Origin of the sequence: Rhodanobacter sp. L36 (genome assembly GCF_009765755.1) — a bacterium.
Lineage (GTDB): Bacteria > Pseudomonadota > Gammaproteobacteria > Xanthomonadales > Rhodanobacteraceae > Rhodanobacter.
The window spans coordinates 192,163-216,857 of the sequence record NZ_LMUV01000004.1 but is presented as its reverse complement, the minus strand read 5'-3'; the positions used below and the strand labels follow the sequence as shown (position 1 = coordinate 216,857).

The following is a 24,695-nucleotide window of genomic DNA, read 5'->3' as shown; positions in this document are numbered from 1 at the left end:
CGGATACGTCGCTGTGGACTAATGAGTCATCGCGACATACCACGTCGTCATCTGCTGTCGTTCGCCCACAGCCGAACAAACCCGGGCACACATGGGTAGTTGCCATGGCGGCGTGCCATGGCGGGCGAATGACGTAACCGAACCCCCCTTCTGTGACTCGAAAGACATGTAGCGGCGCTGTCCGTGAAAGCCTTCAACATGTCTACGGAGTGTGCAACGCTGAGAACACATCCGCAATGGTTTGGTTGTGAAGGGCCGCCGTCGAACGCACTGCGTCAGTGACCCGTCAACGACTTGCGTTTTTCTATCGCCTTTCCTGCGAGTAGAACGAAAAATAGTGACGCGCCGATGACTAGGGCTGCGGCTTTTCGTCCGCCTGGGCACGCTTGATCGCCTCACGGTGCTCGTGCAATTTGGCATACTTGAGAAGCGCGTAGAACGCATGCACGCGAGCAGCGATGAAGCCTGCCCAGCCCGAACGATAGTGGCCGCGCAACAGGTAGTAGCGGAGAAAGGCGACCGTCGGGTACGCCACCATGCGCAAGCCGAGCCACGACACATCGCGATACGCAAGATCTTGCTGTTGCAGCGTCGAATAGCGATTGGCTTTGTCGACACGCCCTGCGATGTCACGCTCGCCGTAGTGATCGATGACTACATCAAGTACACCGATGGACCCGGTGACAACGACCGACTCGTGAACTTCGTGACCGCTCATGCGCGCATGTTGTTTGTCGAACAATCGCACGTAGTGATTGAGCCGGCTGCGTGGAGACTGCCACCGCCAGAACAGCCATTCGCGCCGCCAGAGTTGATAGCCCTGCATTTGCGGAGACGTGAGCGCCGCATCCAGTTCGGCTTGGGCCGCAGGCCCCAGTGACTCGTCCGAGTCGAGTAGAAGCACCCACGCGTGAGTCGCGAGGTCGATCGCAGCCTGTTTCTGCGCGCTGTAACCGGCGAACGGCTGCACATGGAAGCGCGCCTTGTAATGGAGTGCGATGGCCTGTGTCGCATCGGTCGAGCCCGAGTCCAGCACCACGATCTCGTCGGCCCATGTCACGCTGCGCAGACAGGCGTCGAGCGTGTCGGCGTTGTTGAACGTAGTGACCACGACCGATAGCGGATCACGCGGCATTTACTACTCCGCGCGTGCGATGCACCGGTGGGAGTTCTGCGTCCGGCTGCACGTAAAGCGCCGCGCACCACAGCCCGAGAAGCCAGCCGAACAGCAAACCCCACCACGCCGAATAGAAGGCCAAATGAGTATTGACTGGAAACAGCATGACGCCAAGCGCCAGTGTCACCGGAAACACGCGTGAGCGTGTCTGTGCACCCGCTTTCGACCATGCGCGCAACGCAAATGCCGCCGCTGCAAGCCACAACAACAGTCCAATCACGCCGGTCTCGGTGAGGACTTCCAGAACGAGTTGGTGCGCGTGACACGCACCCTCGCCGACGCCGCACGGTTCGGCGACAAGAAAGTGGTCGTCACGCGCCACGTACCGCGGATAGGCATCACGAAATCCACGCACGCCCACGCCATTGACCGGATGGGCCGCGATCATTTTCAAGCTCGCCTGCCAGATATCGAGCCGGCCGGTCATCGCCGTATCAATGGACTGGCTCGAGCCATGCAACGCAAGCATCGTGCGGTCGATTCGCTGCTGGAAGCGCTCGGAAGTTTTCCACGCGATGCCTCCGGCAATCGCCAGCAACAACACTGCGCCCGCGCAGAATGCCGCGAACCGCCACGCTGATCGAGACTCGCGCCACGCAAACCCGATCGCCACCAGCGCATAGCAGAGCCAAGCCGCGCGCGAGCCGGCAAGCAATACCGGCCCGAGCATCAGCACGAACGACAGGAGCAAGCCCGGCAAACCGCCGTACTTGCGCGCGGTCCACAGTGCGAAGGGCGACAGCACCGCGAGCGTCGGCCCGAGCTTCAGATTTTCGGCGCCGAAAATGCCGGACAGATGTTCCGCGTTGGCGCGCCCGGCAACGCTCCAGCCCGTCACTGTCTGCACCCATGCATCCAGCGTCCACAAGGCAAGCACGCCGGCCACGGCGACATACAGCATCTGCAATTTGCTCTCGCGACGAATGGCGAAGCACGCATAAAGTCCGAGAGGCGCGTAACGCAACAGCGCGGCAACCGTGCCCCAACTTTTGCCCGGCACCACCGAATCGATCGATGAAATCAGCGCCGCGCCGACGTAAGCCGCCAGCAGCCAAAGCAGCAACCGCGCACCGCCATGTTCTTCCAGCACGCGTGGCTCGCGTACGAACAGCAGGATCACACCGACCAGGCAGAGAAACGTTCCGAGCTCGGAGCTGCGGCCGAACGGCAGCAAGGTGATCACCAGCCAGAACGGCAGCAACGGCGAATGCAATGCGGCCTTGAGCTTGCTGCGGAAAGGAATCATGCGTGAACCGGAACGAAGACGGTCACCCATTGTAGGCGGCAAGCGCGCGCGAACGCAGGCGTGCTTGGTCAGCTGGCCGCGACTTCGTCGTAGAGCGCCAGCGTCGATTGCTGCATGTCGATCAGGCGATAGCTTTGCAACGGCGAAATGGGCGGAGCCACGCGCAAGAGTTCGGCCGCACGTTCCACCAGCCGTTCGCGATCGCTCGGAGGCACGCGACCGGCGGGATAGAGTTCGGCAAGCAGTTCACCGACGCCGCCATGTGCGTATCCGAGCACCGGTCGGCATAGCGACAAGGCTTCGATCACGGTGCGCCCGAACGATTCGGGCTTGTTCGACAATTGCAGGATCAACGCCGAAATGGCGTAGATGTCGCGCACGTCGTCACGCGGCGGTGTCAGCACGACCTGCGATGTCACGCCGCGCACGCGAATCAGCTCCTTGAGTTCGCTCAGATACGCTTCGCGACCGGGCTCCGCCACACCCAGCAACAACAAGCGTGCCTCGATGCCGCGACGCTTGAGGTCGGCGAGCAGCTCGATGGCGTCGTGATGACCCTTCAGGCGCGTACCGCGCGCGGGCAAGGTGAGCAAGGGCGCACCTGAGAGCGCGGGGTATTCCGCGTAGAACGCACGCTGCCAGGCGTCGTCCGGTCGATGCCCGTACGGGAAAGCGTCGGGGTCGATGCCGCGTGGAATCACCCTTACCCGCGATGGCTCCAGCCATCGGTAATGGCTCATCACGAAATCGCGCAGGGTCTGCGAAACGACGATGACGCGCTCGCCTCTCAGCAGAATGCTGCTGTAGCGCCCCGGCGAATTGAGTCCGTGCACCGTGGTGACGAAATGCGGTGGCGGTGACATGCCTTTCATTGCCCACCATCCCATCCAGCCTGGCAACCGCGAGCGGGCGTGCACGATATCGGGCTGGAGCTGGCGCAGCAGGCGTCGCAGTGCGCCAATGCGCGAAAGTGTCAGTAGCGATTTGCTGCCGATGTCGAGCGTGACGTGCTCGCTCCCTTCCGCCTCGAGTTGCTGCACGAGGCGGCCCCCGGCCGATACCACGATGGAGCGATGGCCAGCTTTCACCAGCGCGCGCGCGATCTCCAGCGCCGAGCGTTCCGCGCCACCGGCAAGCATCGCCGGAATCAACTGGACGACGGTCAGCAATTTGGCGGGGGCAGCGGTGCTCGACATGAGTTCTGAACTGGAAACCTTCATCCGTGGAGTCAAGCAAAAAAGGTGCCGCGAGATCCTCTCGCAACACGCTGAGGATCAGTCGCGCAGCACGTAGCGCGCGCCGCAGTAGGCACAGGTTGATTCGCCGCCATCGTCGACGATCGGCAAGTAGACCTTCGGATGCGAATTCCACAGTTCCATGCCGGGCATCGGGCAGGACAGTGGCAGGTCCGACCGCGTCACTTCGTAACGATTTTCGGCATTTGCCGGCACCAGCGGCGTGGCTGCGGAATGAAGGGACGACATCGACAGACTCCAGACATGAAACATCAGCACGGAATGGTAGCAGGCGGTGCCGGCTTATCGAGAGTGCCCGGCCCCAACGAACGACATAGTTCGTGCGGTCAATTCAGATCGTGCAGACGAGGGCACAGAATCCGCGTGTCCGGTCGTGTGCCGGAACTTCTAGTCATGCGACTTCGCCGGGGGAATGTCATGGATTTCGGAAAAATAGTCGAACGCGCAAAAGCCATCCTGATGACACCACGAACCGAATGGCCGTTGGTCGCCGCAGAGCCGGCCACTACCAGCAGCCTCTACGCGGGATACATCGTGATCCTCGCCGCCTTGCCAGCCATCGCCGGCTTCATCAAGAGCAGCCTGATCGGCACCACGGTGTTTGGCATCACCGTGCGTACACCCATGGCGATGGGCGTCGTCGGCATGCTGATGAGCTACGCGCTCGGGCTGGTGCTCGTCTATGTGATGGCCTTGATCGTCAACGCACTGGCGCCCACGTTCAACGGACAAAAGGACAGCGTGCAGGCGCTGAAAACCATTGCCTATGCATGGACGGCCAGCTGGGTCGCCGGCATCTTCGTGATCATTCCCTGGCTGGGCTGGATGATCGCGCTCGCCGGCAATATCTACGCCATCTACCTGCTCTATGTCGGCCTGCCACACACGATGAAATGTCCGCCGGAGAAAGCGGCCGGCTATACGGCCGTCAGCATCCTCATCGCTTTCGTGCTGATGTGGATCATCGGGTTCATCGTCGCCGGCGTGATCGGTACCGCTGCGTTGAGCGGCGCGGCGATGGGCGGTGGCATGCACATCACCGGCAGCGATGGCGATGCCGTGACCGTCGATGGCGACAGCGCACTCGGAAAACTCGCGGCGATGGGCCAGCGCGCGGAGCAGGCCGGCAAGGAGATGGATGCAGCGCAAAAGTCCGGTGACAGCAGCGCGCAGTCCGCGGCGATGGGCAAGATGATGGGCGCGCTCGCCGGCAGCAATGGAGCCGTCGAGGCGCTCGCTCCGGACCAGATCAAGACGTTTCTGCCCGACAGTTTGGGCGACCTGAAGCGCACCAGCATTTCCGCCCAGCGCAATGGCGCCATGGGCATGCAGGTGGCCGATGCCACCGCCGAATACAGCAACGGCAGCCAGCACATCACGCTGGAAGTCACCGACACGGGCGGCGCCAAGGGCTTGATGGCCATGGCTGCGGCCATGGCGCCGGAAGAAGAAAAAGAAACCGACCACGGGTATGAGAAGACGTATACCGCCGATGGCCATATGGTGCACGAGGAATGGGATTCGCAATCCAAATCCGGCGAGTACAGCGTGGTGCTCGGCAAGCGCTTCACGGTCAAGGCCAACGGCAATTCGGACAGCATCGATCAACTGAAGCGTGCAGTCGCAGTCGTCGATCTGGCGAAGCTCGAGTCGATGAAGAATGCCGGCGTGAAATCCGACTGAGCCGCCGCACTTCGACACGCACGAAAAAGCCGCACCTTTCAGCGCGGCTTTTTTATTCGCCAGAACTTTGCCCGCTTACTTGGCGGCGCCGGCCTTCGGCACCGAGCCTTCGGTGGTGATGCGGATCTTGATCTCGTTGCTCACGGCGGGCACATAGGCACCGACGCCGAAGTCCTTGCGATTGATGGTTGCGGTGGCATCAAAACCGATTGCCTGCACCTTCATCATCGGGTGCGGACCGACCTTGTTCAGCGTGGCGTCCAGCACGACCGACTTGGTCACGCCGTGGACCGAGAGATCGCCTGTCACCTTGAACTTGTGCCCGCCAAGCGACTGCACTTTCGTGCTCTTGAAAGTCACCGTCGAAAACTTGTCGGCGTCGAAGAAATCGGCTTCCTTGAGGTGCTTGTCCAGCGCCGGCACATGCGTGTCGAGGTTGGCCAGCGGCAGCGTGACCTGCACGCTGGAATTGTTCGGGTGCTGCTCGTCGAATACCAGCGTTCCTTCACCCAGACCGAGGTTGGCGGTCGGGTTGGAGTAGCCAAAATGGTTCCAGGTAAACAGAACCATCGTGTGGCCGGGATCGAGCTGATAGGTGACCGGTGCAGCCTGCGCCGAAACGGCGGTGCCGATCAGGCCGGCGAGAACGAGATACTTGAATACGCGCATGGGGTGGCTCCTCGGAGATGGTGGAATTCGAACGGGATGACGCGTTATATCAGGGCGAATCAGGCAATCGTGCACGCCTCGTCGAACGCGAGGCGCGGACTGCGCGGGAACAAATTGCGACTGGCGTCGCCGTAGCCGATGCTGATCAGGAAATTGGATTTGACTGCCGTGCCGGCAAAGAACGCCGCGTCCACGCCGGCATTGTCGAAGCCGGACATCGGTCCGCAATCCAGCCCGAGCGCACGCGCCGCCAGCAAAACGTAAGCGCCCTGCAAAGTCGAATTGCGAAAACCGGTGGTGTCGATCAACGGCTGGTTGCCGACGAACCAGCTGCGCGCATCGGCGTGCGGAAAGAGCTTGGGCAACTGCTCGTAGAACTCGCCATCGGTCGCAATGATCGCCGTCACCGGCGCTTCCATGGTCTTGGCGCGGTTCGTTTCGGAAAGATGCGGGGCAAGTTTCTCCTTCGCCTCTTTCGACTTCACGAACACCACGCGCATGGGCGATGCATTCGCGCTGGTCGGTCCGAACTTGGCCAGTTCGTACAGCTGCCGCAGCTGCTCGTCGCTCACATCCTTGGGCAACCAGGCGTTGAAGGTGCGGGCGTTGCGGAACAACACATCGAGGCTGGTCTCGGAAAGCAACTCGCTCATGGGTATCCTCTGTCGAAAGACGCGCCGACGATGGCGCTAGCGCGTCAGTGTATAGGCGTCTGCATGGCAACAGATGACGGCGAGAGGAACGTACTGTGCTGATATCGGAAACAATGCGAACCTCCCCAGCATCATGTTGAAGCTGCACGGCGAATGCTGGGCGATCACCGACGACGCGATGGGCAACCAGCGCCAAGCCCTGGCGCTGTCCGAGCAACTCGGCATGCCGGTGTGGCATCTGGTGCTGCACGCGCGCGCGCCGTGGTCGTGGTTGGCGCCGCGCCTGGTCGCCGGCGAGCGGCTCGCATTGCCGGTGAGCGGACGCGCCGTGTTCGCGCCGCCGTGGCCGAGCGTCGCGATCGGGTGCGGTCGCATGGCCGCCTTGTTCACGCGCATGTTGCGTGGCTTGTCCGATGGCGGCTGCTACACCGTGCAGATTCTCGATCCACGCATCGATCCGGCGCATTGGGACATGGTGATCGCACCACAGCATGATCGCGTCCAGGGTGCGAACGTTCTGCAGCCCCTGGGTTCGCTCAATTCAGTGGACGACGAATGGCTCGCTGACGGCCGCGATGCCTGCCCCGATTTCGTCGACCTGCCACAACCACGCGTCGGCGTGCTGCTGGGTGGCCCACGCAAGGGCGTTGTTCTCGATGCCGGCTACGCAAGATCGCTCGCCGCACGCCTGCTCGAACGTCAACGTCGCGAAGGCGGCAGCCTGCTGGTCATCGCCTCGCGCCGCACCTCGAACGCACTGGTCGAAACCCTGCGACATGCGTTCAAGGGCGTGCCGGGTTTGATATGGGCCGGGCGGGACGATGGCCGCAATCCGTATCCCGGCGTGCTGGGCTGGGCTGATCGATTGGTGGTCACGCCCGATTCGGTGAACATGCTCAGTGAAGCGTGTGCCGTCGGTTGTCCGGTGCAGACATTCGTTACGGCACCGCTCCCGGGGAAAATCCAGCGCTTCCACATGAGCCTTCGCGCGGCCGGCCTGTTGAGTGACCTGCACGATGACGCGCCATCGATGTCGCGCAAGCCGCTGCGCGAAACCGCGCAAATCGCCATGACCTTGCGCGGACGCATCGGGGCACGGCAGTTCGATGGAAGTGCTCTTTCGAATTCACGCTGATAGCCGGAGAGTCCACGTAACGAGAAAGGATTTTCGCGACCATCGAACTGCGTTACGAGCTCAGCCGAAGCCGAATCCCAAGGCGCCGGTGACCTCGCGCACGCCTGCGCAAATCTGTTCGAGCGCCCCATCACGCGGCGCGATGCGCGAGCGCAAATCCAGCGTGCAGGCGAGTGCGCGTTGCAACAGATTGTCGTGCGCCGCGCCGAGAATGGCCGCCTGATTCGTGTCGAGCAATCCGGCCGCGCGGCACGCTTCGATCAACTGCGCATTGGCGGTGACATGCAGCAGGCCGGCGTGTTCGGCCGCGTTCGCCAGCACCAGTCCCTGCAAGGCAAATTCGATATCGAGAAGGCCGCCGCGACCCTGCTTCAGATCCAGTTGACGCGCATCGGAGCGATCGCGTTCCGCGCGCCAGCGTTGCCGCATGCTGCTTACTTCGTCCAGCACGGCGTTGCGTTCGCGCGGCACCGCCAGGATGCCGCGACGCACATCGGCCAACAGGAGGTTGAGCGTGGCATCGCCCGCCACCGTGCGTGCGCGCAACAGCGCCTGGTGTTCCCACGTCCACGCGCGTCCGCGCTGATAAGCGGCGAAGGAATCGAGGCTGCTGACCAGCAGGCCTTTCGAACCATCCGGACGCAGGCGCGCATCCACTTCATAGAGCCGACCACCGCGGGTCAGCACGGTCAGCCAGTTCATGACGCGCTGCGCGAGTCGCTGGTACCAACGCGCGCCTTCAAGCGGGCGCGCGCCATCGCTCATCATCTGCGCGCGCCGGCCGTCGTAGACGAACACCAGGTCGAGATCCGACGCGAAGCCCAGTTCCTCGCCACCGAGGCTGCCGTAACCGAGCACCGAAAAACCCGAGCTTTCTCCCGGCAACCGACCGTGCTGGGCGATCAACTCGCGCTCGGCCATCGACAACACCGCGGCGACCACCGACTCGGCCAGTGCAGCAAGTCGGCGCGACGTGGCGACCGCATCGGCGCGACCATCGTTGAACGCGAGCCCCAACCGAAACGCAGTCGATGCCTTGAACTCGTTGATGCGTTCGAGTTCGGCCTCCGCTTCGCGTTCGTCCAGCGTACCGAGCACGCGTGCAATTTCCTCGGCGATATCCGCGCGCTTGAACGGCAGCTGGTCGATGCGTGGATCGAGCACGTCGTCCAGCAACAACGGCTGCGCGATGACTCGCTCGGCGAGGAACGCGCTGTCACCGAACAGGCGCACCAATCGCTTGCGCGCGAGCGGCTGCTCCTCAAGCAATGCGAGATAAGACGAACGCCGGGCCACCGTCTGCATCAGCCGGCACAACCTCAAGAGGGCGTGCACCGGCGCGGCGCTTTCGCGCGCGGCACCGAGCAATTGCGGCATCAGGTGATCGAGGCGCTCGCGCGATCGCACGGACATCGCGCGCACCTGCGCAGCCATCGGAAGCTTGAGCAATGCATCGGCCAGCTCGCCGCCCGGCACAAAGCCGCAGGCCTCGAGCGTGGATGCATCGAGCGATTCGTCGCACGCGCGTTGCCACAGCACCATGTCCGCCGCAGGCACGCTGGCGGCGCGTCCGCCTTGCGGCATCAGAACAGCGGCGAATTCCTCGCTGACGATCGCGCGATGTTTTGCCAGCGCCTGGTTCAACGATTCCCAATCGGCGTAGTCCAGACCGCAGGCGATGCGCTCGCGACTCAGCGCGTCGTCGGGGATGTCATGCGTTTGCGCATCGCGCAGCATCTGCACGCGGTTCTCGACCTTGCGCAGGAGAATGTATGCCTCGCGCAACATGCGCGCGGGTTTCGCGGCGATATGACCGCGCGCTTCGCAAGCGGTCAATGCCGGCAACAGGCCGCGCACGCGCAGGCTCGGTTCGCGACCACCACGAATCAACTGCGTGAGCTGCACGATGAATTCGATTTCGCGGATGCCGCCAGGGCCAAGCTTGAGGTTGTCGGCAAGATCCTTGCGCGCGACTTCCGCGTCGATCAGCGCCTTCATTTCGCGCAGGCCGGCGAACGCGGTGTAGTCGAGATATTTTCTGAAGACGAACGGCCGCAGCATCTCCTGCAACTGCTTGCCGGCGACGCGATCGCCAGCCACGGGCCGCGCCTTGATCCACGCATAACGCTCCCAGTCGCGACCTTCACTCTGGTAGTACTGCTCCATCGCCGCGAACGACAGCGCCAGCCGACCCGAGTTGCCAAAGGGACGCAGGCGCAGGTCGACGCGAGCGCAGATGCCGTCCACTGTCGGTTCGTTGAGCAAACGCACAAGCTGGCGGCCGAGGCGGATAAAATACTCGCTGTTGTCGAGCGACCGTGCGCCATCGCTCTGCCCGGCCTGCGGATATGCCAGCACCAGGTCGATGTCGGACGAAAAATTCAGTTCGCTGCCGCCGAGTTTTCCAAAGCCGATCACCAACAACCGCTGAAGCTCCCCTTCCATGCTGCGACTGTGGCCGTAGCGCGCGGCCATGGCGCCTTCGGACCAGCGCAAAGAGACATCGAGCAGCGCTTCGTAGAGCACGCTGGTGGCGGAAAGTGTTTCGGGCAATTCGTCCAGCCCGTTGACGTCGCGAAACACCAGCCGCAGCGCCTCGGCGTGGCGAAACCGGCGCAGCATCGCCATGCAGGCGATTTCGTCGTCCGGCAGTTTGAGCGCTTCGATGCGTGCGGAGGCATCGCTGCCGGAACGCAAGCGCTCGAGCCCTTGCGGCGACAGCAACTGCGGTTGCCTGCTCCAGACATCGAATGCGAAATCGCTGGCCAGCAAGGTGCGACGAATCCGTTCCGCCACGCCAGCATCGTCGTGCAGCGGCACGCCGGCCGCGCGACAACGCGCGGCGAGGTCGGCGTAGCGGTCATCGATCAGCGCACGCAGCGCGGCGGATTCAGGAGCAGCCATCGAGCCATTGTGCCGCAGTGCGATGCCGCTGCGGACCTGAGGCGGATGGCCACAAGGCAGGTGCACGGATGCGGCGCCGGTGCGTTGAACAAGTTTCGCGCAGGCTGTAACGGCCTGTTTCCGCCTACGCTGGGTTCATCTGGGCCAGATTACATTTCTGCCTCCGAACCATGACAACACCCGCAGGACCGCCATGCTTTTCACCCCCGAAGGTTCATCTGGCTGGCGCAGCCTGGCCCCACGCGTCGTGCTGGTGCTGTTGCTGACGATCGCGTTTGTGCTGCTGACCGGCCTGATCGACGGCGGTGTAGGCGTGAGGCCCGCGCGATTCCTCGATCAACCGCGATTCCTGTTCGCCAATGCGTGGCCGGGCTTGTTGCTGGCGGGCATCCTGCTGGTGATCAGCCGCCGCGTGCTGCTCTCGTTCGGCCTGGCGTTTTTGTTGCAGGGTTTGATCTACGGCGTGAACGCGTTGAAGGTCGCCAATCTCGGCACGCCGCTGTTGCCAGACGATTTCCGGATGGTCGGCCAGTTGCGCAAGGGCGGTGCACATCTGCTGGGCAGTTATCTGCCACACAGTCCGTGGCCGTATCTCGGACTACTTGTGGGTATCGCGCTGATCGTCGCGATGTGGCGGTTCGAGCCGCCACTGTTTGCGCGCCGCACCAGCGGCAAACGTTTGGTCGCCGGAGGCGCGCTCGCTGCCGTGATGATCAGCATGCTGGTCGGCGTCGCCGCGTGGGCGAAAATCTACAACGGCCAGGTGCTGTGGCTGGAGCCGTGGTCGGCCTCGTCGACCGCTGCGCACTCCGGCGTGGTCAGTTCGCTGATGATGTTTCACCTGCAATACGGCAACGGCAAGCGCAAGCCCGATCGCAACGCGGCGACGCAGCTGATCAGCCAGTCGTCGGATGCGCTGCGCCAGTCGATGATGTCGCCGGCCAATGCTGAACTGCCGGACATTGTGGTGATCCAGAGCGAATCGTTTTTCGATCCGACGATCGTGCACGGCTATGAGCAGAGCCACTTCACGCCAAACCTCCGTCGCCTTGCGGCGCACGGCATCAGCGGCCGGTTGCACGTGCCGACGTTCGGCGGCGGCACCATCCGCACCGAATTCGAAGTTCTCACCGGCTTGTCGTTGCGCTACTTCGACAACCTGCAGTTTCCGTATCTGCAGATGAGCCACAAGGCAGTGCCGAGCCTGGTGCGCGCGCTGAAGGCGCATGGTTACGACACGATGGCGTTGCACGGCAACGATCCCGCTTTCTGGAATCGCACCGCCGCGTTCAAGGCGCTGGGCTTCGACAAGTTTGTTTCGCAGTCGTCGTTCCCGCCGAATGCGGCGAAAGACGGCATGTACATGACCGACAGCGCGATGACCGACGAGATCATGACGCAGCTGAAGGACAACGGGCCGCCGCAATTCATCTTCGCGATCAGCATCGAGGCACACGGTCCTTACGACGTGCAGCCGGCAAACACCGCCGAGCGCGACGCTATTCCGGTTCCTGACGGCATCGCCGGGAAAGACAAGCAGGAGCTGCAAACTTACCTGTATCACATTCAGCATGCCGACAAGCAGCTCGGACGACTGGCGCAGTGGCTGGCGCAGCGCAAGCGCCCGAGCCTGATTCTTTTCTATGGCGATCACCTTCCCGCGCTCAGCAACAGCTACGACGCCACCGGCTTCGTCGATGGTGGCAACATGCTGAGTCAGGCAGGTACCTGGTTGCTGGTCGATCCGCGTTATCAGGGCGCGGCCACGTCGCTGGATACGGCCGCTTGGTTGCTGCCGGGCAAGTTGCTCGAACAGGCCGGCATTCACGACGACCCGTACTACACGCTTACCAAATTGGTGGGTCCGCAACTCGCCGAGTTGACTGAAGCGCCCGGCGCACCGCCGCCTGCAGAAGGTAGCGACGAACAACGTATCGATACGGCGATGGACAGCGTCGACCAACTGCGCATGGACGGCAAACTGGACAAGCTGCTGCCCGCGCTAGACATGCCCACCGGCGGCATCGCCCACAGCAGCAGCGCCATGCCGTCACAACCGCCAGCGACCACGGCGCTATCGCACTAGGCCTTTCTCTTTCGGTTTCGAATGTCAAAAAAAACCCCGCTGAAGCGGGGTTTTTTCTTGCAGGAAAATGGACTTTTAGAAGTCCATACCGCCCATGCCGCCCATGCCGCCGCCCTGACCACCGCCATGACCATGGCCGTCGTCCTTCTTGGGAACTTCGGCAACGATCGCCTCGGTGGTGATCGCCAGACCGGCAACCGACGCGGCGTGCTGCAGGGCCGAACGGGTCACCTTGGTCGGATCCAGGATGCCCATCTCGACCATGTCGCCGAACACGCCAGTCGCGGCGTTGTAGCCGAAGTTGCCGGTACCTTCCTTGACGCGCTGGACCACCACCGACGGCTCTTCACCGGCGTTGGCGACGATGGCGCGCAGCGGGGATTCCAGCGCGCGACGGGTGATCGCGATACCAAGATCCTGATCGGTGTTGTCACCCTTCAGATTCTCGACCGCTTTCAGCGCGCGGATCAACGCAACGCCACCACCGGGCACCACACCCTCTTCGACGGCTGCGCGCGTGGCGTGCAGGGCGTCTTCGACGCGAGCCTTCTTCTCTTTCATTTCGATCTCGGTGCCGGCACCGACCTTGATGACCGCAACGCCGCCGGCCAGCTTAGCCACGCGCTCCTGCAGCTTCTCGCGATCGTAATCGGACGAGGTCTCTTCGATCTGCGCCTTGATCTGGCCGATGCGCGACTGGATCTTTTCAGCCTCACCCGCACCATCGATGATCGTGGTGTTTTCCTTGGTGATGACGATGCGCTTGGCACGGCCCAGATCACCGATGGTGGTCTTTTCCAGCGACAGGCCCACTTCCTCGGACACGACCTGACCATTGGTCAGCACGGCGATGTCTTCCAGGATCGCCTTGCGACGATCGCCGAAGCCCGGCGCCTTCACGGCCGCAACCTTGACGATGCCGCGGATGGTGTTGACCACCAACGTGGCGAGCGCCTCGCCTTCCACTTCCTCGGCGACGATCAGCAGCGGCTTGCCAGCCTTAGCGACGGCTTCCAGCACCGGCAGCAGCTCGCGCACGTTCGACACTTTCTTGTCGTGGATCAGGATGTACGGATCGTCCAGCTCGACCTGCTGGCTCTGCTGGTTGTTGATGAAGTACGGCGACAGGTAGCCGCGATCGAACTGCATGCCCTCGACCACGTCGAGTTCATTCTCAAGGCCCGAACCTTCCTCGACCGTGATCACGCCTTCCTTGCCGACTTTCTTCATCGCGGTGGCGATGATGTCGCCGATGTTGGTGTCGGAGTTGGCCGAGATCGTGCCGACCTGGGCGATTTCCTTGTCGTTCGCGGTCGGGTTGGAGAGCTTCTTCAGCTCGCCGACGGCAGCCGCGACGGCCTTGTCGATGCCACGCTTCAGATCCATCGGATTGATGCCGGCGGCCACAGCCTTGAGGCCTTCCTGGATGAACGCCTGCGCGAGCACCGTCGCGGTGGTGGTGCCGTCACCGGCGACATCGGAGGTCTTCGATGCGGCTTCCTTGACGATCTGCGCGCCGAGGTTCTCGTACTTGTCGGCCAGTTCGATTTCCTTGGCGACGGACACGCCGTCCTTGGTGATCGTCGGCGCGCCGAAACTCTTCTCGAGCACGACATTGCGACCCTTCGGGCCGAGTGTGACCTTGACCGCGTTGGCCAGGGTGTTCACGCCTTTCAACATGCGTGCGCGGGCGTCTTCGCCGAAACGTACTTCTTTAGCTGCCATGATTTTTTTGCCTCAAAAAAAATTGATAGGAAACGGTTTGTAGTCGAGCAGATATTGCAGAAGGAGCCAAAGGCGACTGGGTGCGCGGTTGTGATCTTTGATCTTCGCGCCACACCAATACCAAGCCCCAACAACTCAACCCTCAATCACCGCCACGATGTCGTCTTCCTTCAGGAAGACCAGATCCTCGCCGTCGATCTTGATTTCCTGGCCGGCGTACTTGCCGAACAGAACCGTATCGCCGGTCTTCAGCGACATCGGGCGAACCTTGCCGTCGGTCATGATCAGGCCAGTGCCTGCAGCGACAACCTTGCCGCGGGTGGGCTTTTCGGTGGCACTGTCGGGAATGACGATGCCGCCGGCGGAGACGCGCTCCTCTTCCAGGCGCTTGACGATGACGCGGTCGTGCAACGGACGCAGTGTGCTCATGGACAACTCCAGCTAACGATTGAGATGGGACAAGGCTTCGCAGACCGAAACATACTTGCTGCTAGCACTCGGATAAGGCGAGTGCCAATTTTAGCGGTATAGGTCGCCGCTGCAAGCGGTTCGGTTACGGGTAGAGCTAATTGGGTGGTTGCACGATCGTTTCAAGGGCGGCGATCGAAATGGTCGATGGGTCGGACTGGTCCATAATGTGCGATCCCTGTCCCCGCAGGCCCAACACCGGAGTCACGATGCGACCGCTGCTCATCGGCCGTAAGGCCTTTCCATTGATGATGTGGTTGATGCTGCTGCTCGGCGCGTCGGTGGCGCACGCCCAGGATGTCTCCAGCCTGCTGGATGTCACTGACGCGTACAAACTCAGCGCCGATGCCTCGACGCCCGGTGTCGTCAAACTGCACTGGACGATCGCCCAGGACTATTACCTCTACCGCGGCCGGATGAAATTCAAGGCGGGCGATGGCGTCACGCTGGGCCAAGCCCATCTGCCTGATGGCGAAAAACATCACGACGAATACCTCGGTGACGTGGAGACCTATCACCACAACATTGACGCGACCTTGCCTTACAGCGTGACGCCCGGAACGCAGCGGCTGAAGCTGAGCGTCCAATATCAGGGCTGCCACGAAGTCGATCCGAAAATCTGCTATCCGCCGCATACCGAGTCGCTGGATCTGCCCCTGCCGGCCTCGGCAACGAGCGCGATACCGGCGCCGGGACATGGGCTGGACGGCATTCTCGGTGGACGTTCGAGTTCGATGGCGAGAACGGATACGGCGCCGCTGCCGGCAGAGCAGGCGTTCCGTTTCGAGGCGCTGGCGCAGAATCCGCACCAGTTGCTGCTGCGCTGGACGATGCCTAAAGGGTATTACCTGTATCGCGACCAGACCTCGCTGACATTGAAAGATGTCGCGGTGCTCGGTCTCAAGCCGGCATGGCCCGCCGGCACCAAGCACCACGACAGTCACTACGGCGACGTCATCGTTTACTTCGACCAGGTGGAATTGCCGGTAGCAGTGACAGGCGATCCCGGCGATTACAAACAGTTGAAGATCGAGGCGAGTTTCCAGGGTTGTCAGGATGGCGGACTTTGCTATCCGCTCATGACACGCGCGGTGACGGTTGACTTGGGCAACGGCCTCGCTTCGACAGGCCAGACGGTGGCGACCGCGCCGGAAATGCCGCCCGGCAGCACCGGCGGAAATGCATCGACGCCCGGCCTGCTTGCCGCATTGCTCCTCGCACTCGGTGGCGGCCTGGTGCTGAACCTGATGCCGTGCGTCTTGCCGGTACTGTCGATCAAGGCGGTGAACGTCCTGGAAAGCGGCGAGAGCCGTTCTACTGCCCGTCGCCACGCACTGTTTTACAGCGCGGGCGTACTGGTGAGTTTTGCCGCGCTTGGCATGAGCATTCTCGCTTTGCGCTCCGCCGGGCATGCACTTGGGTGGGGCACGCAGTTGCAGCAACCGTTGCTGGTCGGCGTGCTTGCGTGCGTGATGCTGGCCGTAGGCTTGTCGATGTCGGGCGTGGTGCAGTTCGGCACATCGCTGGGCAATACCGGCGCGGGACTGGCTTCGCGCTCGGGCCCGGCGGGCGATTTTTTCACTGGCGTGCTCGCAGTCGTCGTGGCCAGCCCGTGCACGGCGCCGTTCATGGGTAGTGCGCTCGCCTACGCTTTCGCAGCCCCGATGCTCGCTGCGCTGCTGGTGTTTCTCGCGCTGGGCGTCGGCCTTGCGTTGCCGTTCCTGCTGATCGGTTTCGTACCGGCGCTGGCTCGGTTGCTGCCGCGGCCGGGTCGCTGGATGGAAACGCTGAAAGAGGTGCTGGCCTTCCCGATGTACCTGACCGCCGTGTGGTTGGTCTGGGTTTTGGCAAACCAGCGCGGCGCCGATGCCGTCGGACTGGTGCTGGTGGCGATGGTGTTGCTGGCGATGACACTGTGGTGGTTCGAGCGCAGCCGTTCACATGGGGGCTTGAGCAAAATCCTGGTTGCGCTGCTGGCGCTCGCGACGCTGGCGCCGCTGTATCTGCTCGCGCAGGTTCAACGCCCGACGACCGCCGCGGCGACGGCAACCGGCGTGGTGGCCTACAGCCCGGCCAAACTGGCCGAATTGCGCAAGGCGGGCACGCCGGTATTCGTCGACATGACCGCCGACTGGTGCGTCACCTGCAAGGCGAACGAACACACGGTGCTCGATACCGGCGCTTTCCACGCCCTGCTCAAGCAGACCGGCGCGGTCTACATGAAAGGCGACTGGACCGACGTCGACCCGACCATCAGCGCGTTCCTGCAGCAATATCACTCGCCTGGCGTGCCGCTGTATGTGGTGTTTCCGCGAAACGGCGGCGCCGGTAACCAGCTGTCGACCGTGCTGACATCGTCGATGGTCGAGCAGGCGCTGACGGAAGCGGCGCGCTGATGCTCAGCCGCAGCAACACGCTGATCCTCACGCTGGCCGTGGTCGCCTCGGTCATCGGCGGTTATGTGCAGCATCGCAACCAGCCTTCAACGTCGTACGGTGGTTTGACTGATACCACGCTGATCGGCCAGCCCGCGCCCGCGTTCCTTCTACCCGACCTCGACGGCAAACCGCATCGTCTGGCGGATAACCACGGCCGCCGCGTGCTGCTGAATTTCTGGGCCAGCTGGTGCGTGCCGTGTCTTGCGGAAATGCCAGCGCTGAATCGCGCGCAGGCGAGAACCGGTAACAACGGTCCGGTCATCATCGGCATCGCAATGGACGATCCGGCACACGTGCGCCGGTTCCTTGCGACGCATCCGCTCGATTACCCGATCCTGCTCGGCGACCTTGCAGACCCAAGCACTTCCGCGCTTTTCGGCGATACGCAAACCGTGCTGCCTTACAGCGTTCTGATCGACGCCAATGGAACAATCATGGCGACCCATGTGGGCGCCCTGACGTCATCGGAGCTTGAAAGCTGGCTGATCGGGGCTCCACGCCCTTAACCGTCAGGCATACGCTTCCGCACGGCAATCTGACGCTTCTACGTCAAACATCGCCGATCTGCGCTGAACTGGACAACATTCACCTCTGCGCGCACACTTCGCCCGGTCGGCGGGCTGCCGGACGCAAGCGGGATGGTTTCGTGGCGAAAATCCTGGTCCTGCACGGACCCAACCTCAATCTGCTGGGCACCCGCGAGCCGAACATCTACGGCAGCGACACGTTGGCCGATATCAACCAGCAACTTGCCGATCGCGCGCAGGCCGCCGGGCATGAGCTTGCGTGGTTCCAGTCCAATGCCGAACATGAATTGATCGGCCGCATCCAGCAGGGACGCGACGACCAGACCGCGCTGATCCTGTTCAATGCCGGCGCGTTTACCCACACCAGCATTGCGCTGCGCGACGCACTGGCCGCGGTGGCGATTCCATTCATCGAAGTGCATCTGTCCAACGTGCATGCGCGCGAGTCGTTCAGGCGCCACTCCTATCTGTCGGATATCGCGATCGGCGTGATCTGCGGCTTTGGCGCAGACAGCTACCGGCTGGCGCTCGACGCGGCCATCCGCCGGCTTCCCTCGCCCAACGAATCCACTGCCGGCTCGTAAGCGACACGACCACGTGGTCCACCTATTCAATCCCCTCCGGCCATGCGTGGCCTGACCGACAAAAGGCTGATCCGATGGATTTGCGCAAAATCAAGAAGCTGATCGACTTGCTCGAGGAATCCAACCTCGCCGAACTCGAGATCAAGGAAGGCGAAGAGGTCGTGCGCCTGTCGCGCGTGCCCAAGAACACCGCGCCTGCCGCACCGGCTCCAGCCGCGCAAGCGCCAGTGGCCATCGCTACCGCTCCGGCTCCGGTGGCAGCGGCCGCAGAAGCCGCGCCAGCCGCCAGCGCATTGCCTGCCGGTCATGTGGTGAAAGCGCCGATGGTGGGTACCTTCTACGCGTCGGCCACGCCTGGCACGCCGGCATTCGCCAAGGTCGGCCAGCAAGTGAAGGCCGGCGAGACGCTCGGCATCATCGAGGCGATGAAAATGTTCAACCAAATCGAGGCCGATGTGGCCGGCACCGTGCAAGCCATTCTGGTCGAAAACGGCCAGCCGGTGGAATTCGACGAACCCATGTTCGTGATTGCCTGATGATCGAGCGGAAACGGGGAAAGGGAAAAGGGCAACGGGAAATACAGGGGCTGCGACACCGCGCTTTTGATCTTTCCGTTCCCCGTGGCCCATTCCCTGTTTTCCGCTCCTTGGAGCTCCCATGTTAGAAAAAGTCGTCATCGCCAACCGCGGCGAAATCGCGCTGCGCGTCCTGCGCGCCTGCCACAGTCTGGGTATCAAGACCGTGGCCGTGCATTCCACTGTGGATCGCAACCTGAAGCACGTCGGCCTCGCCGACGAATCGGTGTGCATCGGGCCGGGGCCATCGGTCGACAGCTACCTCAACATTCCACGCATCATCGCGGCGGCCGAGATCACTGACGCGCAGGCGATTCATCCGGGTTACGGATTTCTATCCGAACGCGCGGACTTCGCCGAGCAGGTCGAGCAATCCGGCTTCGTGTTCATCGGCCCGACCGCCGAAGTGATCCGCCTGATGGGCGACAAGGTGCAGGCGATCCGCGCGATGAAAGCCGCCGGTGTCCCTTGCGTGCCTGGTTCGGGTGGACCACTGGGCGAGAACGTCGACGAGAACGTGCGCATCGCGCGCGAGATCGGCTATCCCGTCATCATCAAGGCGGCCGGCGGCGGCGGCGGCCGCGGCATGCGTGTGGTGCGCACCGAGGCGCATCTCGGCAACGCGGTCACCATGACCAAGGCCGAAGCCAAGGCCGCGTTCGGCAACGAACAGGTGTACATGGAAAAATTTTTGGAGAATCCGCGCCACGTCGAAATCCAGGTGTTGGCCGACGGCCAGGGCAACGCGATCCATCTCGGCGAGCGTGATTGCTCCATGCAACGTCGCCATCAAAAAGTAGTGGAAGAAGCGCCCGCGCCCGGCATCACGCCGGAACAGCGTGCCGAAATCGGCAAGGTCTGCGTTGATGCGTGCGTTCGCATCGGCTATCGCGGCGCCGGCACGTTCGAGTTTCTGTTCGAGAACGGCCGCTTCTATTTCATCGAGATGAACACCCGCATCCAGGTCGAGCATCCGGTGACCGAACTGATCACCGGCATCGATCTGGTGCGCGAGCAGTTGCTGATCGCCGGCGGCGAAAAGCTGTCGATTCGTCAGGAAGACATCGTCATTCGCGGCCACGCGATCGAATGCCGCATCAATGCCGAAGATCCCGACACGTTCATGCCGAGCCCCGGCACCGTGAAGCGCTTCGAAGCGCCCGGCGGTCCCGGCGTGCGCGTCGACACGCACCTGTACGACGGCTACAAGATTCCGCCGAACTACGATTCGATGATCGGCAAGCTGATCGTGCACGGACCCGACCGCGAAACCGCCATCGCGCGCATGCGCTTGGCGCTCGCCGAAACGGTGATCGAAGGCGTGAAGTGCAACATTCCGCTGCAGCAACGGATCATGGCCGACGCCGGTTTCCAGCACGGCGGCCAGAACATTCACTACCTCGAAAAACGCATGGCCGAACAGAAAGGTCATCCGCCGACCGATCACTGATCGCGTCGTGATGGCGGCATCGCGCGCGATCCCATCGCGTCGCCGATGCCGCTGCTTCGCCACACTCCACGGACATCGCATGCCCTGGCTAGAACTTTCCCTCACCCTTCGCGTCGAGCAGCAGCCGCGCGTGGAAGAAGCGCTCGAGGATCTCGGTGCGCTGTCGATCACGCTGCAGGATGCCGACGCGGAAACGCCCGACGAGCAGGCGATCTTTGAACCGGGCGTGGGTGAGTTGCCACTGTGGCCGACGATCACGTTGAACGCCCTGTTCGACGTCGGCACCGATCGCCGCGGTCTCACCGAAACGCTGGGCGAACTGCTGCCGTGGCTGGAGCCGGATCAGCTGCTGTTTCGCGACGTCGCCGATCAGGACTGGGTGCGCGCGTGGATGGACAAGTTCGAGCCGATGCCGTTCGGTCGCCGGTTGTGGATCTATCCTTGGAACATCGAACCGCCGCGCGACGACGCCGGACTCGTGGTTGTGCGCCTCGACCCGGGGCTCGCGTTCGGCAGCGGCACGCATCCGACAACAGCGCTGTGTCTGGAATGGCTGGACGGATTGCAGCTTGCCGGGAAATCGGTGACCGATTTCGGCTGCGGCTCCGGCATCCTCGCCATCGCCGCGCTGAAACTCGGCGCCGCCAGCGCCATCGGCGTGGACAACGATCCGCAGGCACTGATTGCATCAGCCGACAATGCCGAGCGCAACGAAGTGGCCGATCGCCTCGCGCTGTTCCTGCCCGACGAACTCGACGTCGAACCCGCCGACGTGTTCATCGCCAACATTCTCGCCGGGCCGCTCGGCGAGCTCGCACCAATTTTCGCGAAGGCCGCAAAACCCGGCGCGCCGTTCGCGATCTCCGGCATCCTCGTCGGCCAGCAGGACGACCTGCTGCTGCGTTACGCCGAATGGTTCGATGGCCTGCGCGTGGATACGCGAGAAGACTGGGTGCGCATCAGCGGTTGCCGGCGCGCCTGACCGCGCAAGCATGGCGCGAGTCGTGCGAATGAATCGCGCGAAACGCGACGCGTCGCCGGGTGTGTCGCCGGCAGACTGCTAAACTCGCTGCACACCGATCACGCCGGCCTGCATGTATACCCAATGCCCTGAATGCCTGTCCGTTTTTTCGCTGGACGCGCACACCATCGCCCAGGCGCACGGCCACGTTCTCTGCGGTCATTGCGGCGCAAGCTTCGACAGCATCGCCACGCTCACCGATCAACTGCCGCCCGAGCCGTTCCAGGAACTCGCGGTCAACGAACCTGCCTTCGAACCACCGGAAATCGACCTGGTGGTGTATCGCCCGAGGCTTGCACCGCAAGCCGTCGTCATCGCCCCCGAGCACGTCGTGGACGAAAACGAAAGCAGCGAAGATTTTTCGCAACTCGTTTTCTCTCCGCGTTTCGCGCGCGAGAAGCCTGCACGCGGATCCGCACGCGCCGAAAAAAAATCACGCGAGCCCGGCGAACGTCGCTGGCCGTGGGTCGTGGTCGGCGTGTTGCTGGCCTTGCTGCTCGGCATTCAACTCGCGTGGGCCGAACGCGACGTGCTGATTCGCGATCCTACGACGGGCGGCTGGCTGCGCGGCGCCTGCGGCACGCTCGGTTGCCGATTGCCGCTGATTGCCGCGCCAGAGCAGATCGAATTAGTGGCGAGCAACGTGCAGGCGCATCCCAGTGTCGCCGGTGCGCTGATGATCAGCGCGAGCGTGCGCAACGATGCGATCTTCGCGCAGCCATATCCCGTGCTCACCATCACGTTGTCGAACGCGCAAGGTCAGCGCCTCTCGATGCGCCGCTTGCAACCGCACGAATATCTCGACGATCGCGCGGTGCTCGCACGCGGATTGGCGCCAGGTGAAAACGCGGTGCTGCTGCTGGAGGTTCAGGATCCCGGCGATCAGGCGGTCGCTTTCGAATTCGGTTTCGAATAGCACTTAAAATTATTCGTCGGCACGGGTAGACTCGATCCCCCGCCCGGGCCGGCTATCGCCGCCTCGACGCGTCATCCAGAGATTCAACAACCATAACCAGATGCAGCGGTCCACGTAGCCGTCGTGTTGTTCGTGAGGGGGAGATGTCCTTGAACGCCGTTCGATTGCCTGCTGCCGAGGCCGTAAAACAGACCTCGTCACCGAGCGCCTCCACGAATGCCGCACCTTCGCAGAGTGCATTGGGTGAATGCGTCACGCGCACCGTTCGTCGTTACCTCGCGGACATCGGCGATACCGAATGCGCCGAAGGTCTTCACGCGCTGGTGCTGCGCGAAGTCGAGATTCCGTTGTTGCGCGAAGTGCTGGCTTTTCACGATGGCAACCAGAGTCGCGCGGCGAGCGCGCTGGGCATCAACCGCGCCACCTTGCGCAAGAAGCTGGCTGCACACGGCTTGCTGTAATCCGCACGCGGTCGTCAACCGCGGCGAACGCATCCGGACGGCTATAATCGACGGCTTTCCCCTTCTGGAAATCCGCTCATGCCTTCGCCCACGATCATTCCGATTCGTCGCGCCCTGCTCAGCGTCTCCGACAAGACCGGGCTGATCGAACTGGCGCGACGCCTGGCCGCTGCCGGTGTGGAACTGCTCTCGACCGGCGGCAGCGCGAAGGCATTGCGCGACGCCGGCATCGCCGTCACCGACGTGAGCGACGTCACCGGTTTTCCCGAAATCATGGATGGCCGCGTCAAGACGCTGCACCCCAAAGTGCACGGCGGTTTGCTCGGTCGTCGCGGCACCGACGATGCCGTGATGAAGGAACTCGGCATCGCGCCGATCGACCTGCTGGTGCTGAATCTGTACCCGTTCGAGGCAACGGTCGCCAAGGCCGATTGCACGCTCGACGAGGCGATCGAAAACATCGATATCGGCGGTCCGGCGATGTTGCGTTCCGCAGCGAAAAACTGGAACGACGTCGCGGTGCTGACGTCGCCGGATCAATACGACGACGCGCTGGCCGAGATCGAGCGCGATGGCGGCCTCGGTCGCGCGACGCGCTTCAAGCTTTCCGTGGCCGCCTTCAATAACGTGTCGAACTACGACGCTGCGATCAGCGATTATCTTTCCTCGATCGAACTCAACGAAACGCAGGACGCCGTCGCCGGACGTGCCGACTTCCCCGGCCAGATCAACAGCCGCTTCGTGAAACTGATGGATCTGCGTTACGGCGAAAACCCGCATCAGCAGGCCGCGTTTTATCGCGACATGTATCCATCTGCCGGCACGCTCGCCACATTCCGTCAGTTGCAGGGCAAGGAGCTGTCCTTCAACAACATCGCCGATGCCGATGCCGCGTGGGAATGCGTACGCAGCTTCACCAAGCCGGCTTGCGTGATCGTCAAGCACGCCAACCCGTGCGGCGTCGCCGTGAGTCTCGATGGCATCGGACGCGCGTATGGCCTCGCCTATCAAACCGATCCGACCTCGGCCTTCGGCGGCATCATCGCGTTCAATCGCGAAGTGGACGCCGCGACGGCACGCGCAATTGTCGAGCGTCAGTTTGTCGAAGTGATACTCGCGCCGGCTTATGCAGAAGACGCATTGAAAGCGTTCAAGAAAAAGGGCAACGTGCGCGTGCTGGTGATCCCGCTGCCCGCAGACGGGGATCTCCTTCACGCGCATCCGGGCGTGCATTCCAAGCGCGTCGGTTCAGGGCTGCTGTTGCAGAGCGCCGACATCGGCATGATCGGCGCGGACGATCTGAAAATCGTGACCAAGCGCGCGCCGACCGATGCGGAAATCAACGACCTGATCTTCGCGTGGAAGGTCGCCAAGTTCGTCAAGAGCAATGCCATCGTTTACGCGCGCGACCGCCAGACCATCGGCATCGGCGCCGGCCAGATGAGCCGCATCTATAGCGCGCGCATCGCCGGCATCAAGGCGGCAGACGAGAAGCTCGAAGTGCGCGGCTCGGTGATGGCATCCGATGCGTTCTTCCCGTTCCGCGATGGCATCGACGCAGCAGCGGCGGCCGGCATTCGCGCGGTGATCCAGCCGGGCGGCTCGATGCGCGACAGCGAAGTCATTGCCGCGGCCGACGAGCACGACATGGCGATGGTATTCACCGGCATGCGCCATTTCCGGCACTAGAGCCGAATCCGTAGGAGCGCACCCTGTGCGCG

The 24,695-nt window shown here is 62.9% G+C and carries 21 protein-coding genes; 12 read left to right on the top strand and 9 right to left on the bottom strand.

What is annotated here, in order from left to right:
• Positions 1–352: 352 nt before the first annotated feature.
• The 4 genes from GSQ73_RS08120 to GSQ73_RS08105 form a co-directional block, all read right to left on the bottom strand.
• Positions 353–1,135 (bottom strand): glycosyltransferase family 2 protein, encoded by a 783-nt coding sequence (locus GSQ73_RS08120; RefSeq protein WP_158882841.1) that lies wholly within the window; start codon positions 1,133–1,135, stop codon positions 353–355.
• On the bottom strand, positions 1,125–2,423 hold the full coding sequence (locus GSQ73_RS08115) for an O-antigen ligase family protein (RefSeq protein ID WP_158882839.1): 1,299 nt from the start codon (positions 2,421–2,423) through the stop codon (positions 1,125–1,127). Before GSQ73_RS08115 ends, GSQ73_RS08120 begins: the two co-directional genes overlap by 11 nt.
• A gap of 68 nt (positions 2,424–2,491) precedes the next feature.
• Positions 2,492–3,619 carry a glycosyltransferase gene (locus tag GSQ73_RS08110; RefSeq protein WP_158882837.1) on the bottom strand — a complete coding sequence of 376 codons (1,128 nt, stop codon included), beginning with the start codon at positions 3,617–3,619 and terminating at the stop codon, positions 2,492–2,494.
• A 78-nt stretch (positions 3,620–3,697) separates the two neighbouring features.
• Complete coding sequence (locus GSQ73_RS08105) at positions 3,698–3,907, bottom strand: zinc-finger domain-containing protein (RefSeq protein WP_158882835.1); 210 nt, start codon at positions 3,905–3,907, stop codon at positions 3,698–3,700.
• A gap of 231 nt (positions 3,908–4,138) precedes the next feature.
• Here GSQ73_RS08105 and GSQ73_RS08100 point away from each other — a divergent pair, with 231 nt between their 5' ends.
• On the top strand, positions 4,139–5,362 hold the full coding sequence (locus GSQ73_RS08100; RefSeq protein WP_254063330.1) for a Yip1 family protein: 1,224 nt from the start codon (positions 4,139–4,141) through the stop codon (positions 5,360–5,362).
• Between the two features lie 75 nt (positions 5,363–5,437).
• On the opposite strand, the gene GSQ73_RS08095 is transcribed toward GSQ73_RS08100, so the two are convergent.
• Positions 5,438–6,031 (bottom strand): YceI family protein, encoded by a 594-nt coding sequence (locus GSQ73_RS08095; protein ID WP_158882831.1) that lies wholly within the window; start codon positions 6,029–6,031, stop codon positions 5,438–5,440.
• Between the two features lie 59 nt (positions 6,032–6,090).
• The gene (locus GSQ73_RS08090; RefSeq protein WP_158882829.1) at positions 6,091–6,684 is read right to left on the bottom strand and encodes a malonic semialdehyde reductase; all 594 of its coding nucleotides are present in this window, start codon (positions 6,682–6,684) and stop codon (positions 6,091–6,093) included.
• Between the two features lie 133 nt (positions 6,685–6,817).
• Here GSQ73_RS08090 and GSQ73_RS08085 point away from each other — a divergent pair, with 133 nt between their 5' ends.
• Complete coding sequence (locus GSQ73_RS08085; RefSeq protein WP_158882827.1) at positions 6,818–7,819, top strand: mitochondrial fission ELM1 family protein; 1,002 nt, start codon at positions 6,818–6,820, stop codon at positions 7,817–7,819.
• Between the two features lie 60 nt (positions 7,820–7,879).
• Here the strand turns inward: GSQ73_RS08085 and glnE are convergent, their stop codons facing one another.
• Positions 7,880–10,723 carry a bifunctional [glutamate--ammonia ligase]-adenylyl-L-tyrosine phosphorylase/[glutamate--ammonia-ligase] adenylyltransferase gene (glnE, locus tag GSQ73_RS08080; RefSeq protein ID WP_158882825.1) on the bottom strand — a complete coding sequence of 948 codons (2,844 nt, stop codon included), beginning with the start codon at positions 10,721–10,723 and terminating at the stop codon, positions 7,880–7,882.
• A gap of 193 nt (positions 10,724–10,916) precedes the next feature.
• On the opposite strand from glnE, the gene GSQ73_RS08075 reads away from it, so the two are divergent.
• Positions 10,917–12,809 carry an LTA synthase family protein gene (locus GSQ73_RS08075; RefSeq protein ID WP_158882823.1) on the top strand — a complete coding sequence of 631 codons (1,893 nt, stop codon included), beginning with the start codon at positions 10,917–10,919 and terminating at the stop codon, positions 12,807–12,809.
• A gap of 75 nt (positions 12,810–12,884) precedes the next feature.
• Here the strand turns inward: GSQ73_RS08075 and groL are convergent, their stop codons facing one another.
• Together groL and GSQ73_RS08065 are read right to left on the bottom strand one after the other, a co-directional pair.
• Positions 12,885–14,534, bottom strand: a complete 1,650-nt coding sequence (groL, locus tag GSQ73_RS08070; RefSeq protein WP_158882821.1) for a chaperonin GroEL — start codon at positions 14,532–14,534, stop codon at positions 12,885–12,887.
• A 135-nt stretch (positions 14,535–14,669) separates the two neighbouring features.
• Positions 14,670–14,963, bottom strand: a complete 294-nt coding sequence (locus GSQ73_RS08065; RefSeq protein ID WP_158882820.1) for a co-chaperone GroES — start codon at positions 14,961–14,963, stop codon at positions 14,670–14,672.
• A 248-nt stretch (positions 14,964–15,211) separates the two neighbouring features.
• Here GSQ73_RS08065 and GSQ73_RS08060 point away from each other — a divergent pair, with 248 nt between their 5' ends.
• From GSQ73_RS08060 to purH, 9 genes are all read left to right on the top strand, one after another.
• Entirely contained in the window at positions 15,212–17,398 is a 2,187-nt protein-coding gene (locus GSQ73_RS08060) for a protein-disulfide reductase DsbD (RefSeq protein WP_158882819.1), read from the top strand.
• The gene (locus GSQ73_RS08055) at positions 17,398–17,946 is read left to right on the top strand and encodes a TlpA disulfide reductase family protein (protein WP_158882818.1); all 549 of its coding nucleotides are present in this window, start codon (positions 17,398–17,400) and stop codon (positions 17,944–17,946) included. The genes GSQ73_RS08060 and GSQ73_RS08055 overlap by 1 nt, the downstream gene beginning before the upstream one ends.
• Positions 17,947–18,086: 140 nt before the next feature.
• Entirely contained in the window at positions 18,087–18,551 is a 465-nt protein-coding gene (aroQ, locus tag GSQ73_RS08050) for a type II 3-dehydroquinate dehydratase (protein ID WP_158882817.1), read from the top strand.
• Between the two features lie 74 nt (positions 18,552–18,625).
• Positions 18,626–19,087 carry an acetyl-CoA carboxylase biotin carboxyl carrier protein gene (gene accB, locus GSQ73_RS08045; RefSeq protein ID WP_158882816.1) on the top strand — a complete coding sequence of 154 codons (462 nt, stop codon included), beginning with the start codon at positions 18,626–18,628 and terminating at the stop codon, positions 19,085–19,087.
• 121 nt (positions 19,088–19,208) lie between these two features.
• Positions 19,209–20,576 (top strand): acetyl-CoA carboxylase biotin carboxylase subunit, encoded by a 1,368-nt coding sequence (gene accC / locus GSQ73_RS08040; protein ID WP_158882815.1) that lies wholly within the window; start codon positions 19,209–19,211, stop codon positions 20,574–20,576.
• Between the two features lie 79 nt (positions 20,577–20,655).
• Entirely contained in the window at positions 20,656–21,558 is a 903-nt protein-coding gene (prmA, locus tag GSQ73_RS08035) for a 50S ribosomal protein L11 methyltransferase (RefSeq protein ID WP_158882814.1), read from the top strand.
• A gap of 112 nt (positions 21,559–21,670) precedes the next feature.
• Entirely contained in the window at positions 21,671–22,513 is an 843-nt protein-coding gene (locus GSQ73_RS08030; RefSeq protein WP_158882812.1) for a zinc-ribbon and DUF3426 domain-containing protein, read from the top strand.
• A 143-nt stretch (positions 22,514–22,656) separates the two neighbouring features.
• Entirely contained in the window at positions 22,657–22,974 is a 318-nt protein-coding gene (locus GSQ73_RS08025) for a helix-turn-helix domain-containing protein (RefSeq protein ID WP_254063329.1), read from the top strand.
• A gap of 78 nt (positions 22,975–23,052) precedes the next feature.
• Positions 23,053–24,663: a bifunctional phosphoribosylaminoimidazolecarboxamide formyltransferase/IMP cyclohydrolase gene (gene purH / locus GSQ73_RS08020; protein WP_158882810.1), complete on the top strand. Its 1,611-nt coding sequence runs from the start codon at positions 23,053–23,055 to the stop codon at positions 24,661–24,663.
• Positions 24,664–24,695 lie beyond the last annotated feature (32 nt).